At 65.4% G+C, this 12,911-nt stretch carries 14 protein-coding genes and 1 pseudogene; 8 read left to right on the forward strand and 7 right to left on the reverse strand.

Features of this window, described 5'->3' with window-relative positions; genetic code table 11:
* From O4H32_RS11665 to O4H32_RS11680, 4 genes and pseudogenes are all read left to right on the forward strand, one after another.
* Positions 1 to 226, forward strand: a pseudogene (locus O4H32_RS11665) (methyl-accepting chemotaxis protein); the annotation flags it as partial.
* 204 nt (positions 227 to 430) lie between these two features.
* On the forward strand, positions 431 to 1,852 hold the full coding sequence (locus O4H32_RS11670; RefSeq protein ID WP_269359354.1) for a methyl-accepting chemotaxis protein: 1,422 nt from the start codon (positions 431 to 433) through the stop codon (positions 1,850 to 1,852).
* Positions 1,849 to 2,769, forward strand: coding sequence for an EamA family transporter (locus O4H32_RS11675; protein ID WP_269359355.1), 921 nt, complete (start codon positions 1,849 to 1,851; stop codon positions 2,767 to 2,769). Before O4H32_RS11670 ends, O4H32_RS11675 begins: the two co-directional genes overlap by 4 nt.
* 38 nt (positions 2,770 to 2,807) lie before the next feature.
* Entirely contained in the window at positions 2,808 to 3,857 is a 1,050-nt protein-coding gene (locus O4H32_RS11680) for a PIG-L family deacetylase (RefSeq protein ID WP_269359358.1), read from the forward strand.
* On the opposite strand, the gene trmD is transcribed toward O4H32_RS11680, so the two are convergent.
* The 7 genes from trmD to O4H32_RS11715 form a co-directional block, all read right to left on the reverse strand.
* Positions 3,836 to 4,615, reverse strand: a complete 780-nt coding sequence (gene trmD, locus O4H32_RS11685; RefSeq protein WP_269359360.1) for a tRNA (guanosine(37)-N1)-methyltransferase TrmD — start codon at positions 4,613 to 4,615, stop codon at positions 3,836 to 3,838. The two genes, O4H32_RS11680 and trmD, sit on opposite strands and share 22 nt — an antisense overlap.
* A gap of 69 nt (positions 4,616 to 4,684) precedes the next feature.
* The gene (gene rimM / locus O4H32_RS11690; RefSeq protein WP_269359362.1) at positions 4,685 to 5,308 is read right to left on the reverse strand and encodes a ribosome maturation factor RimM; all 624 of its coding nucleotides are present in this window, start codon (positions 5,306 to 5,308) and stop codon (positions 4,685 to 4,687) included.
* A 21-nt stretch (positions 5,309 to 5,329) separates the two neighbouring features.
* A complete protein-coding gene (gene rpsP, locus O4H32_RS11695) occupies positions 5,330 to 5,590 on the reverse strand; it encodes a 30S ribosomal protein S16 (RefSeq protein WP_269359364.1) in 261 nt (86 codons plus the stop codon).
* A gap of 109 nt (positions 5,591 to 5,699) precedes the next feature.
* The gene (locus O4H32_RS11700) at positions 5,700 to 5,945 is read right to left on the reverse strand and encodes a sulfurtransferase TusA family protein (RefSeq protein WP_269359366.1); all 246 of its coding nucleotides are present in this window, start codon (positions 5,943 to 5,945) and stop codon (positions 5,700 to 5,702) included.
* A 10-nt stretch (positions 5,946 to 5,955) separates the two neighbouring features.
* The gene (gene alaS / locus O4H32_RS11705; protein ID WP_269359367.1) at positions 5,956 to 8,574 is read right to left on the reverse strand and encodes an alanine--tRNA ligase; all 2,619 of its coding nucleotides are present in this window, start codon (positions 8,572 to 8,574) and stop codon (positions 5,956 to 5,958) included.
* 131 nt (positions 8,575 to 8,705) lie between these two features.
* A complete protein-coding gene (locus tag O4H32_RS11710; protein ID WP_269359368.1) occupies positions 8,706 to 9,116 on the reverse strand; it encodes a hemerythrin domain-containing protein in 411 nt (136 codons plus the stop codon).
* Positions 9,117 to 9,222: 106 nt separating this feature from the next.
* Positions 9,223 to 9,975, reverse strand: coding sequence for an RNA polymerase sigma factor FliA (locus tag O4H32_RS11715; protein ID WP_269359370.1), 753 nt, complete (start codon positions 9,973 to 9,975; stop codon positions 9,223 to 9,225).
* Between the two features lie 264 nt (positions 9,976 to 10,239).
* On the opposite strand from O4H32_RS11715, the gene O4H32_RS11720 reads away from it, so the two are divergent.
* From O4H32_RS11720 to O4H32_RS11735, 4 genes are all read left to right on the forward strand, one after another.
* Positions 10,240 to 10,650, forward strand: coding sequence for a flagellar protein FlaG (locus O4H32_RS11720; protein WP_269359372.1), 411 nt, complete (start codon positions 10,240 to 10,242; stop codon positions 10,648 to 10,650).
* An 87-nt stretch (positions 10,651 to 10,737) separates the two neighbouring features.
* On the forward strand, positions 10,738 to 12,117 hold the full coding sequence (gene fliD / locus O4H32_RS11725; RefSeq protein WP_269359373.1) for a flagellar filament capping protein FliD: 1,380 nt from the start codon (positions 10,738 to 10,740) through the stop codon (positions 12,115 to 12,117).
* Between the two features lie 6 nt (positions 12,118 to 12,123).
* A complete protein-coding gene (gene fliS / locus O4H32_RS11730) occupies positions 12,124 to 12,555 on the forward strand; it encodes a flagellar export chaperone FliS (RefSeq protein ID WP_269359375.1) in 432 nt (143 codons plus the stop codon).
* Positions 12,556 to 12,574: 19 nt separating this feature from the next.
* Positions 12,575 to 12,904, forward strand: coding sequence for a flagellar protein FliT (locus O4H32_RS11735; protein WP_269359553.1), 330 nt, complete (start codon positions 12,575 to 12,577; stop codon positions 12,902 to 12,904).
* Positions 12,905 to 12,911: the final 7 nt, after the last annotated feature.

The raw sequence follows: 12,911 nt of genomic DNA on the forward strand, positions 1-12,911 counted from the left end.
CGTCACCCAGATGGACGACGTCACCCGCCAGAACGCCAGCCTGGTCGAGGAATCGGCCGCCGCGGCCGCCAGCCTGCGGGAACAGGCCGACACCCTGGTCGACCTGGTGGCCTTCTTCCACCTGGATGAAACCGATCATCCGGACACGCGGCGCCAGACCGACGCGCCGCGCGTCCCGCACGCCCAGCTGGCCCGGCCGCCCAGACTGCTGGCGGCCCGTTCCTGATCCCGCGCCCGCCAGGCCCTGTCCCGCCCGTGTGTCGAACGCGCGACACACGGGCGGGGATTTGCCTGACATCTGGCTGACACCTTAACTTCCGGATCGGCATTCCGTAAAATTTCACGTCCGCCACCAGGCGACCCTCAGAGTGCGGCCCACGCATCATTCGACCCATCCTTGATGAGCCGCGCGCGGCCAAATCCATCCCTCATGATTCACTCAAAAGCCCACTCGCAACCAGTCCGCCCGTCCTCGTACGGCCGTCAGGCCGACCGCATCATGCTGCCCATGGTATGGGTCTTGTTCGCCACCGCCTTGGGGCTGGCCTCCTGGCATGATACCTGGCGCCTCGCCCTGTGGGTCGGCCTGCCCCTGGCGCTGATTCCGACGGCCCTCATCTTGTGGCGGCCAGGTCAATTGATCACGCGTCTCACGGTGGCGACAGCCTTCATGATGTTCTGCGCCCTGCACATCCACCAGTCCCTGGGCACTATAGAGTTGCACTTCGGCATCTTCGTGCTGCTGGCCGTACTGCTGTGCTACCGCGACAAACGGGTAATCCTCCTGGGCGCCACGCTGATTGCCATCCATCACATCAGCTTCAACTATCTGCAGGAAATCGGCTTCCCCACCTATTGCTTCGCAGAGCCCGGTCTGGGCCGGGTGGTCGCGCACGCAACCTACGTCGTCGTCGAAACCATGGCCCTGTGCTACATCGCCCACTGGATGCGACGCGACGCTCGCCAGACACATGAACTGACCAGCATGGTCGCCCGGATCACCCATGGCGGCAGCATCGATCTGAGTCTTGACAGCCCCGAACCGACCACCCCGATGGGCATCGCGTTGTACCGAGTGCTGCGAGCCATCTCCGAAGCCATCGCTCGAGTCAAGGAAAACGCCCTGGCGATCGATCAGGCGCTGGAGCGGATCACGGAGTCCAACGACGCCGTCAGCACTGGCGCCCACGATCAGGCGACCGCCATTGGCCAAGCGGCGGAATCGATCCAGTCCATCAATGCTTCTCTGGCCGAAGATCACCGACGCGCCCATGAAGCCCGGCAGGACGTGGATCAGACAGTCGCCCTGGCAAGCGAAGGCAGCCAGGCCATGGTGCGCTCGGTCGAGAGTATGCGTGAAATGCGTGAACTTTCCCGGCGAATAACAGAAATCACCACTTTGATCGACGGCATCGCCTTCCAGACAAATATCCTCGCTTTGAACGCTTCAGTGGAAGCCGCACGCGCCGGCGAACATGGTCGGGGATTCGCCGTGGTGGCCGGCGAGGTCCGTACCCTGGCGCAACGCAGCGCCGACGCCTCTCGCCAGATCCGCGAACTCATCGACGCATCCGTGCGCCAGGTCGCCGAAGGCACCGATCTCATCGAAAGCAGCGGACGCGTCATGGCACGCCTGTCTGGCGGCATCGACTCGCTCCACGGCATGCTCGAACAGCTCCAGCATGCCAATACCAGCCAGTCCGCTCAGATCCAGGATCTGGAACAGGCCATCGGCAGGATTCAGGACATTGCCCGGAACAATCTGCGCCAGACACAGGATTCCGGGGCTCTGGTGCGGCACCTTGGCCAAGGCGCCCAGCACCTGAACCATGCGGTCGGCCTGATCTCATGACCCCCGGCCCAGGACAGTCCGCCCTGCCCCGCCATCTGGCGGTCGGCACACTGATCCTCATCAGCACGATCTTCGCCGCCAATCATGTCGCGGCCCGCGTGGCCTTCGATGACGGCGCGGGCGTGCTGCTGGGGGTGACGTGCCGGGCCGGCGCCAGCCTGCTGGCGCTGCTGGGCATCGTCCTGTGGCGCCGCCAGGGCCTGTGCATACCCGCGCGGCTGAGTGCCTGGCAAGGTCTGCTCGGCCTGCTGATCGCCCTGCAGAGCTTCTGCCTGTATTCAGCCGTGGCCCGCATCCCGGTCGCCCTGGCGCTGCTCATCAACAGTCTGTTCCCGCTGCTGTTCGCCCTGTTGACCTGGGCGCTGGGCGGCCCGCGACCGACCCGCCGCGCCAGCCTGCTGATGGGCCTGATCCTGGCTGGTCTGGCGCTGGTCCTGGATCTGCCCGGTCTGCTGAGAGACGGCGCATCCCCCGATGTCCGCTGGGCCGCAGGCGTCGCGCTGGCCTTCGGCAGCGCCAGCCTGTTCGCCTGCGCGCTGTGGGTCACGGAACACAGACTGGCCGTCCTGCCGGGTCCGGTGCGCAGTCTCTACACCATTTTCATCGTTTTATGCGCCATGCTGGCCGCGGGCGCGGCCGACTTCATGCCGGGCGGCATGCGGCCGCCCGACGGCCTGGCGGGCTGGGCCGCCCTGGCAGTCCTTTCACTGTGCTATACGACCGGCTTCTGCACCCTGTTCATCCTCATGCCCCGGCTCGACATGTCGCGCAACGCCCCGGTGATGAACGCCGAACCCGTCGCCAGCCTGGCCCTGGGCTGGCTGATCCTGGGCCAGGCATTCAATGACCGCCAATTGCTGGGCGGTCTGCTCGTGCTGTCCTGCATCGTCGTGCTGGCCTATTCGCGGCGGCATTGACGCCTCCACCCCTCGTACCCTTGTCCGATCCACACACCATGCACGCCCTCCCGCCGGGTCCAGGCATCCCGCAGCGCCGCCAGGCCCCCGGCCCGCGCCTGTCCGCGTTGATTCCGCCGATCCTGGCACTGGCCCTTCTGCATGCGTCGCCCGCCCAGGCCACCCTGCCGGCGGCGGCCAGCCAGGCCATCCCGAAAGCCACCGTCCAGAACGCCCAACCGGCGCCCGCGGACTGCGCAGGCGGCAAGGTGCTGAGCTTCGTCGCCCACCCGGACGACGATCTGCTGTTCATGAATCCCGACCAGGACGATGCAATCCGCCAGGGCCGCTGCGTGCATACGGTCTACCTGACGGCAGGCGACCGGGGCGAGGGTCTGGACTATACCCTGGCGCGCGAGCGCGGCATCATGGCCGCCTACGCGGAGATGGCCGGCGCGGCCGACGCCTGGAGCACCGATGGCCTGGCGGTGGGCGGACACACCCTGGTGCGCCATACCCTGCGCGCCAACACGCGCATCCAGCTCATCATGCTGCGCCTGCCCGATCCCTGGCTGGGTGCCGGCTGGGGAAGCCTGACGCCTCTGAGCCGGGTGGAATCCGTACCCCACGCGCGCGTACGATCCTACGCTCCCTACCCGGACACCTACACGCGCGGCGAACTGATCCGCCTGCTGGCCGACCTGATCCGGCAAGAACACCCCAGGGACGTGCGCCTGATGGACCCCTCGATCACCATTCCCTACCGGTCTCTGTGCTGGCGCTGCGCCGGGCACGACCACCCCGATCACATCGCCGGCGCCCGGCTGGTCGAAGCCGCCATGGCGCTCGCCCCCGGGACCTATTCCAGCACGCGCTATCTGAACTATCCCAGCCAGGAACTGCAGGCCAATCTGGATGCCGCCCAGACGGCCCGCAAGACGGCGATCTACCTGCGATACGCCCAAGACGACCCGCTGACCTGCCCGCCCGGCGACGACTGCTCGGCGCCCCAAGGCCCCGAGGCCATCTGGGTCGGACGGCAATACTACGCGCGCCCCACCGCCCAGCCTCTGCAGGCCAGCGCGCATCAGGACCGATCCGGCCCCTGATCCAATGCGCGCTCGTCCCGCGCGTCCAGGGCCCCCGAGGCCCGCGCGCGGTCGATCAGGTCGGGCCGACGCGCCGCCGTCAGGGCCAGGGACTGCTCCCGGCGCCAGACAGCGATACGGGCATGATGGCCGGACAGCAGGGGCTCGGGCACGGCGTCACCGCGCCAGACTTCGGGGCGCGTGTAATGGGGGCTGTCCAGCAACCCGCTCAGAGCGGGATTGAAGGAATCCTGCTCGGCGGACTCGGCATCATGCAACACCCCGGGCAACAGTCGCACCACGCTGTCCATCAACACCATGGCTCCCAGCTCGCCGCCCGACAATACGAAATCCCCCAGCGACACCTCCTCGTCCACATAACGGTCGATGAAGCGCTGATCGATGCCCTCATAGCGGCCGCAAATCAGAATGGCCCCGCCGCCGTCCGCCCAGCGCCGGGCGCGCGCCTGGTCATGCGTCCGGCCGGCCGGCGACAACAGCACGACGGGCGCCGGCGCATCGATCATGTCAACCCCCGCCCGCAGGCGGGCTGCGCGAACCGCTTCGACCGCCAGGGCCAGAGGCTCGGCCAGCATCACCATGCCCGGCCCGCCGCCGTAAGGACGGTCGTCGACCGTGCGATGGACATCGGTCGTGAAATCGCGCGGATTCCAGGTCTCCAGCGACCAGATTCCCCGGGCATGCGCCCGGCCGCTGACGCCCAGGTCGCGCACGGCGGCGAACATCTCGGGAAACAGCGTGATCAGATCAAATCGCATGACACGATCCGGGAGTGTGGAAATTGGAAGAAGACGCGCGCCTGGAAAGAGCGCGTTCGAATGCCGGTCTCAGAAATCGGCCGGCCAGTCGCTGTCGATGCGGCGGGCACGGATGTCGACGTGCTGGACGTGAGCCGCCACGAAGGGCACCAGAACATGGCGCGGCCGGCCCCGCGCATCGGACAGCGGCTGGAAGACACCGTCCGCGTCCGGCTCACCCAGCGCCACCTGCAGCACGGCATGGGCGCCATTGTCCAGCACCTGTTCGACACGACCCAGCCGTCGAGGGCCGTCGTCTCCCATTCCATGGAAGTCGCAGCCGATCAAGTCGATCCAATAGTACTCATCGTCGCCCGCCGACGGGAACGCCGCCCGGGGGACCCAGACGGTGTACCCACGCAGCGCCTCGGCCGCGTCGCGGTCCGTGATGCCGTCGGCTTGAGCCGCCAGGAACTGACCCGCCTGTCGGCGGCAGGCGCGGACACTCAGGCCGCGCGGACGCAACAGAGCACCCGTTCCCAATATGGGATCGGGTGCTTTCAGCCACCATGTCGGCGCGTTCAGCAACGCATCCGCCTGGGGCGAATAGGGCTGGATCTTCAGCCAGCCACGCACTCCGTGGGCCGCGGCGACCCGGCCGACCTCGACCAGATCGTCCGGCGGAGCGACATCCAGGAATGCGGAATCGGCCATCGCCGGCACAACGAACCGCGATCAGGCGGCGGACGCGACCTTGGCGGAATATTCCTTCACCAGACGGGCGGCGGTGTCGGACAGCTGGGCGCCCTTGTCCATCCAGTGCTGGACGCGATCCAGGGCCAGGCGCAGATTTTCCTGGCCTTCACCGGCCACGGGGTTATAGAAACCCACGCGTTCGATGAAACGGCCATCGCGGCGATTACGCGAATCGGCAGCAACGACATTGTAGAAGGGACGCTTCTTCGAGCCGCCGCGGGCCAGACGAATCACAACCATTGATAATCCTTTGAAAATGCTGTGAAAAACGCAAAATTCTAGCATCAGTCAGGCTGTGTCCGCAATGGATGCGGACAAGCGGCCTGTGAATACCATGAAAAACAACACATCAGCGGCGTTGGACATAATGCGTCTGGGCGCCGTCGTCATGCATGCGCTGCGCCAGCAAGGCATTGCCGGTCTGCTGGCAGAACGCCTGAAAATCCCGGCCCGCATGCGGATCTGTGGTCCGCACCGCCAATACCTGGCCGCTGTCCAGCCGCGCCAGCGCCTTTTTGGTGCGCAGGATCGGCAAGGGGCAGTTCAATCCCCGGGCATCGATTTCCTGGTCAACGTGCGGCAGTTCCGCCGTCATTGTTCCTCTCCTATTGCAGCCTCTCGGCCAGCCAGCCGCGCACGCCTGCCAGGGCACCGTCCAGCGCGCCGACATCAGAGCCGCCGCCCATGGCCATGTCCGGACGGCCACCGCCCTTGCCACCCACCTGGACGGCGACGGCGCCCACCAGTTCGCCGGCCTTGACCCGCGCCGTCAGTTCGGGACTGACACCGGCCACGAGGCTGATCTTGTCATCGGCCACGGCGGCCAGCAGGATCACCGCGCCGGGCAGCTTGGATTTCAACTGATCGACCATGCCGCGCAGCGCCTTGGGGTCCACGCCCGACAGCCGTGTCGCCAACAGCTTCACGCCGGCGACGTCGACCGCCTGGGCGGCCAGATCGGACCCGGCGGCGGCGGCCAGCTTGTCCTGCAGGCGTTCGAGTTCGCGTTCGATCTGTCGCGTCTGCTGCTGCAGGGCCTGAATGCGTTCAGGCAGTTCCGCCGGCTGGGTCTTGAGCAGCCCGGCCGCCTGATCCAGCGTCTCGCGGGTCCGCTGCACCCAGGCCAGGGCGTTGCGCCCGGTGATAGCCTCGACCCGACGGATGCCGGCGGCCACGCCGCCTTCGGAGACGATCTTGAACAGGCCGATGTCGCCCGTGCGCGCCACGTGGGTGCCGCCGCACAGTTCGCGCGAAAAACCGATGTCCAGCACCCGCACCACGTCGCCGTATTTTTCGCCGAACAGGGCCATGGCTCCGCCGGCCACGGCTTCGTCGTAGGCCATGTGCTGCGCCCGCACCGCCTGGTTGGCCAGGATTTCGTCGTTGACGATGACTTCCACCTGAGCGATCTGCTCGGCGGTCATGGGCGCATCGTGCGCGAAGTCGAAGCGTGTCTTGTCCGGATCGACCAGGGATCCGCGTTGCTGCACGTGGCCGCCCAGGACCTGGCGCAGGGCCTTGTGCATCAGGTGGGTGGCCGAGTGATTGCGCATCGTATCGGCGCGGCGCTGGCCGTCCACCTGGGTGCGCACCACGTCGCCCACCGCCAGCGCGCCCTCGGCCAGCCGGCCATGATGACCGAAGACCGTGCTCTGGATCTTCTGAGTATCGACGACCTGAAAGCGGGCCGCCGCGCCGCGGATCAGGCCCGTGTCGCCCACCTGCCCACCCGACTCGGCATAGAAGGGCGTGGCATCCAGCACGACCACGGCCTCCTGTCCCCGGGCGATCGAGGCGACCGAGGTGCCGTCCACGTACAGGGCCGTCACCGTGCCCTCGCCTTCGAGGTGCTCATAGCCGTCGAACCGGGTGTCCACGCCGTCGTAGACGAGGTCGGCCGCCGCCTTGAACTTGCCGGCGGCGCGCGCCTGCTCGCGCTGGTGCGCCATCGCCTGCTCGAAACCGTCCAGGTCGACGGGAATGGAACGCTCGCGGCAGATGTCCGCCGTCAGATCGACCGGAAAACCATAGGTGTCATAGAGGGTGAACAGCGTCTGGCCGTCCAGGGCCTGGCCGGCCGGCAGGGCCGACAAGGCGGACTCCAGGATGCGCATGCCGTTTTCCAGGGTCTCGCCGAAACGTTCTTCTTCCTGGCGCAGCACCTGTTCGACCCGCGACTGCTGGGCGGCCAGTTCGGGGTAGGCGTCTCCCATCTGCCCGACCAGATCGGCCACCAGCCGGTGGAAGAACAGGCCCTTCTGGCCCAGCTTGTGCCCATGCCGCAGGGCGCGCCGGATGATGCGGCGCAGCACGTAGCCGCGCCCCTCGTTGCCGGGAATCACGCCGTCGACCACCAGGAAGCCGCAGGCGCGGATGTGATCGGCGATGACCTTCAGGGAGTTGTCGGCCAGGTCCGCGCAGCCGGTCTCGCGAGCCGCCGCGCGGATCAGTGCCTGAAACAGGTCGATCTCGTAATTGGAATGGACATGCTGCAGCACGGCGGAGATGCGCTCCAGCCCCATGCCGGTATCGACGCATGGCTTGGGCAGCGGATGCATCGTGCCCTGGGCATCGCGTTCGAACTGCATGAACACCAGATTCCAGATTTCAATGTAGCGGTCGCCGTCCTCCTCGGGTGATCCCGGAGGGCCACCCCAGATGTCCGGACCGTGGTCATAGAAAATTTCGGAACAGGGGCCGCAGGGACCGGTGTCGGCCATCTGCCAGAAGTTGTCCGAGGCGTAGCGCGCACCCTTGTTGTCGCCGATGCGGATGATGCGCTCGCGGGGCACGCCGATGTCCTGCGCCCAGATGTCGTAAGCCTCGTCGTCTTCCTGGTAGACGGTGACCCACAACTTTTCCTTGGGCAGGCCGTAGACCTCGGTCAACAGGATCCAGGCGTACGTAATGGCATCCCGCTTGAAATAGTCGCCGAAGCTGAAGTTGCCCAGCATTTCGAAGAACGTGTGATGCCGGGCGGTGTAGCCGACGTTTTCCAGATCGTTGTGCTTGCCCCCGGCGCGCACGCAACGCTGCGCGGTGGTCGCCCGGTGATAGGACCGGGTGTCCTTGCCGGTGAAGACGTCCTTGAACTGCACCATGCCGGCGTTAGTGAACAGCAGCGTCGGGTCGTTGCCCGGCACCAGCGGCGAGGACGGAACGATCTGGTGTCCTTTGGACTCGAAAAAGGACAGGAATTTCTGACGGATCTCGGAGGTTTTCATGCGTTTGGCCGCTGGGGGAAACTAGCCGGCCATTATATGCGCTTTGAGGCCGGGCACTGCGCGATCCCGCTCGTCTTGCGCGGAACGCGCGCCCCTTCGCGGTGGCGCGCGGAATCCGTGCGCAGACCGCCTTACAGCGCCTCGATGGCCGGATAGAATTCGCGGTTCTCGCGCAACATCCGCGTATGGACGTTCTTCAGCACAGTATTCGCCTCGGCCCGGAAGCCCTCGGGGCTGCGGGCCAGCAACGTGGCATTGCCCCAGCGGCGGGCGAAATTGATGAAGGCGCTGGCGATGCCCTGCATGTCATTCTGGTAGGCCACGCTCATGCGCGCCATGCGGTCATCGCCGCTTTTTTCCAGCGAGGGGTACAGGATGCGGTCTTCGATGGCCAAGTGTTGAGTAACGACCTGAGCCAGGGCTTTCAGCTCGTGGGCGATATCCACGGCGTGATCGGCGATCCCCTGATGAGACAACCGGCGCAGCATGCTGATGCCACTCAGGATTTCGACATGCTGATGCTTGAAACGATCAATATTCATGATGAGATTTCCTCGCCAGTGAGATTCGGCAGTCTGTGCCGCATAAGATATATTTTAAATGAATCTTATTGTGCACGCAAGAAGGCCGCCCGCCGCTACGGCGGACCTAGATGAGATGCTCGTATTCGTCCGTGCCGGCGTCCGGCTCCCAGGAATGGCTGGACAGCCAGGCCCGGATGCGCGCCACGGCCTGGGACCGCAACTGGGACACCCTGCCCTCCGTCACATCCAGGACGGCGGCGATTTCTTTCTGGTTCAGATCCTGTTCGAACTGCAACGACAACAGCAACTGTTCGCGTTCCGGCAGGTTGCGGATCGCCTCGATCAGCACCGAGCGCAAGCCTTCGCGCACCAGCCAATCCAAAGGATTGCCGTCCTGGCCGCCCGCCACCGAGTCCAGCACGCTCTCTCCATCGCGGTCCTCGCGATGCAAAGCCAGATCTTCGTACATCAGGACCTGGACGCCGCGCGCCTCTTCGAGCAGAACCTGATAATCGGCCAGATCCATCCCCATTTCCTCGGCGATCTCGGTTTCGGTGGCCGGGCGCAGCAGGCGGTGGCGCAGTGTCTGGATGGCGTCCTCGATGCTGCGCGCCTTGGCGCGCACGCTGCGCGGCAGCCAGTCCTGGCTGCGCAGTTCATCCAGCATGGCGCCGCGGATACGGGTGACCGCGTAGGTCTCGAATTGCGCATCGGCCTGTTGCTGGTAACGCCGCACCGCATCCAGCAGCCCCATCATGCCGGCCTGCATCAGGTCGTCGAGTTCGACACTGGCCGGCAATTTGCCGATCAGCGCCAGGGCCTGCCGGCGCACGAGCGGCGCATGACGGGCGATCAACTGGTCCTCGGAAAGAGGCATCGCACAATCCGTGAAACACATCATAAAATGCAAGTATGCACTAGGAACAGCCTCGATGTTTTTCCAAGAAGCGCAACTTTCCCCCGGGAATTTCCCGCACGCGGTCTCATCCGGTTGGCGCACGTCCCGCCCATCCGCCTCCGACCCTAAAGTTTTTCCGGATATGGCCGTTATGCCAGAGTGAAAATCCAGGATCTGCCCGATCCGGGGGATAGCCTCCGGACGCCACCTGGTCTGAACCAGCCCTTCCGGACAGGAGCTCGCATGATTCACCCCATTGGAAACCAACTGGCATCCTCAAGCCTGGGTCTGGCGGCTCCCATATCGGAACGCGCACAGCCCCAGCCCGCGCCCGCCGCCCAGGTCACGCCTCCGGACGACACGCAGGCAGGCCGCTTCGGCAAGCAGGCGGATCCGCGAGAATTCGGCCTGCGACAGCCGATCGAGCCCCCCCAGTCCTCCTTGGAAAAAGCGCTCGAGTCCATCAACAACAGTCTCAAGGCCTGGTCCACCGGCGTGCGCTTCGAGATGGACGAGGAAGCACAACGACTGGTCGTCTCGATCGTCGACAGCGAGACCGGCGATGTCCTGCGAACGATTCCATCCGAGGCAGTCCTGAGGGTCGCGAAAATGATCACCCAACTCCAGGGCGCCGGCGTGAACACCCAGGCCTGACACTCGAACTGAAACGAAATCCCGCCCCATACATCGCCTTTGCCGCCGCCAAAGCGGGGCATAATGGCTGAATCGGAGAACCACACCATGGCAACAGTCTCTTCTCTCGGCCTGTCGGGCCTGCCCCTCACCGACCTGCTCAACAACCTGCGCACCAATGAAAGCAAGGTGTTGAGCGCCATCAAGGATCGCCAGACGGCGGCGGAAACCAAACTGTCCGCCTACAGCAAGCTGAAGGACGCGGTCGCCTCCTTCCAGAAGGCCGCCCAGGCCGTCGGCAAGACCGATGCTTTCGGCGCGCTCGCCGTCAAGTCCGGCTCGGATGCTTTTTCCGCGACGGCCGACAGCTCGGCCATCCCGGGACAGTACGCCATCAAGGTCGACAAGCTCGCCTCGGCCCAGACCCTGGTCTACGCGGGCCGGGCGGACCGCACAACCGACATCGGCACCGACGGCACCCTGAGAATCACGGTCGGCGGCACGGAAAAATCCATCGATCTGACCGGCAAGGGCACGTCCCTGAACGACCTGGTGGCGGCCATCAACGCCGATTCCAGCATCGGCGTCAACGCCACCATCGTCAACGACGGCACGCCTGGCAGCCAGTACCGCCTGCTGCTGACCAGCCGCGAGACCGGCACGCAGAACGCCGTCACCAACATCGCGGTCGACGGCAACGCCGACCTGCACTCCTTCCTGGGTTATGCGGGAGGCGGTTCCACGGCGGGCGTCACGGTCCAGGCCGCCTCCGATGCCGAACTCACCATCAACGGCATCGCCGTCACCAGCCAGAGCAATACCGTCGAAAACGTGATCGACGGCGTCAAGCTGACGCTCAGCCAGACCACGACCAGCGCCGCCAACCTGACCTTGACCCGCGACGACAGCGTCGCCAAGAAGGCCGTCGAGGACTTCGTCTCGTCCTACAACAGCCTGCTGGGCACGATCAAGACCCTGACCGCCTACGACACCACGGCGAAAACCTCTTCGGCCCTGACCGGCGATTCGCTCGCCCGCACGGTGCAGACCCGCATGCGCGACGCCCTTTCGGGCGCCATCGACCCGGCCAGCGGCGCCACGCTGTCCAAGATCGGCGTCTCCACCGATCCCAAGACCGGCGAACTGAAGATCGACAACGACAAGCTCACCAAGGCGCTGTCCGAAGACCTGAGCAGCGTGAAAGCCCTGTTCACCGGCGCATCCGGCGTCGGCACCCGGGTGGACCAGACCGCCGAATCCCTCGTCAAGTCCGACGGCGCCTTCTCCACGACCATAAGCGGCCTGAACAAGACCATCGCCGAAATCAAGAAACAATACGACGCGACCTCCGATCGCATCGATCAACGCATGGAAACCTACCGCGCCCAGTTCACCCAACTGGACGCCATGGTCAGCCAGATGAATTCACTCAGCAGTTACCTGTCTCAACAACTCAGCGCGCTCAACGGCATCAAGAGCAGCAAATAACCGGTCATGACCTACGCCCCCCGTTCCCGCTCCGCCCGGGCCACCGGCTCTTACGCCAACATCGGGCTCGAGACCGAAGTGCTCAGCGCCTCGCCCGAGCGCCTGATCTCGCTGCTGTTCCGGGGGGCCCTCAGAGCCATTTCCCAGGCGCGTCATCATCTGCAGAACGGCAACATCGCGGAACGCGGCAAGTCCCTGTCCAAGGCCATCGACATCGTGGATTCCGGATTGAAGGCGGGCGTGGACACCGAACGCGGCGGCGAAGTCGCCCGATTGCTGATCGCATCCTACGAACTCATCATCCGCGATCTGATGCAGGCCAATCTGCGCAGCGACGAATCCAAGCTCGATACGGCCGAAAAGATGCTGATCGACTTGGCCGGCGCCTGGCATACGGCCGTCGACCCTCAATTCGGCGATCCCCCTCCCAGCCATTGACAGGAATCCGCCCTTGAGCATGCCGCACCTCACCCTCCTCGAGCGCTACCAGGAAATCGCCGACCTGTCCGGCCAGATGCTGAACAAGGCCCAGACACAGGAATGGGACGAGCTCGTGGCGCTCGGCGCCCGCTACCAGGCGGCGGTCGAGCGCCTGAAAACGCTGGACCCGCTGGATGACGACCAGAAGAACGCCAGGCGCGAATTGCTCACACGCATCCTGGACGACGATGCCCGCATCCGCCAGCTGATTTCTCCCGAACTTGAACGCCTGAGCCACCTGCTGGGCACGTTCAAACGCCAACGCACCGTCCTGCAAGCCTACTACAGTACGGTCCGCCCGCACTAGGGCCCGC

This window comes from Castellaniella denitrificans (genome assembly GCF_027214045.1).
Lineage (GTDB): Bacteria > Pseudomonadota > Gammaproteobacteria > Burkholderiales > Burkholderiaceae_B > Castellaniella > Castellaniella denitrificans_A.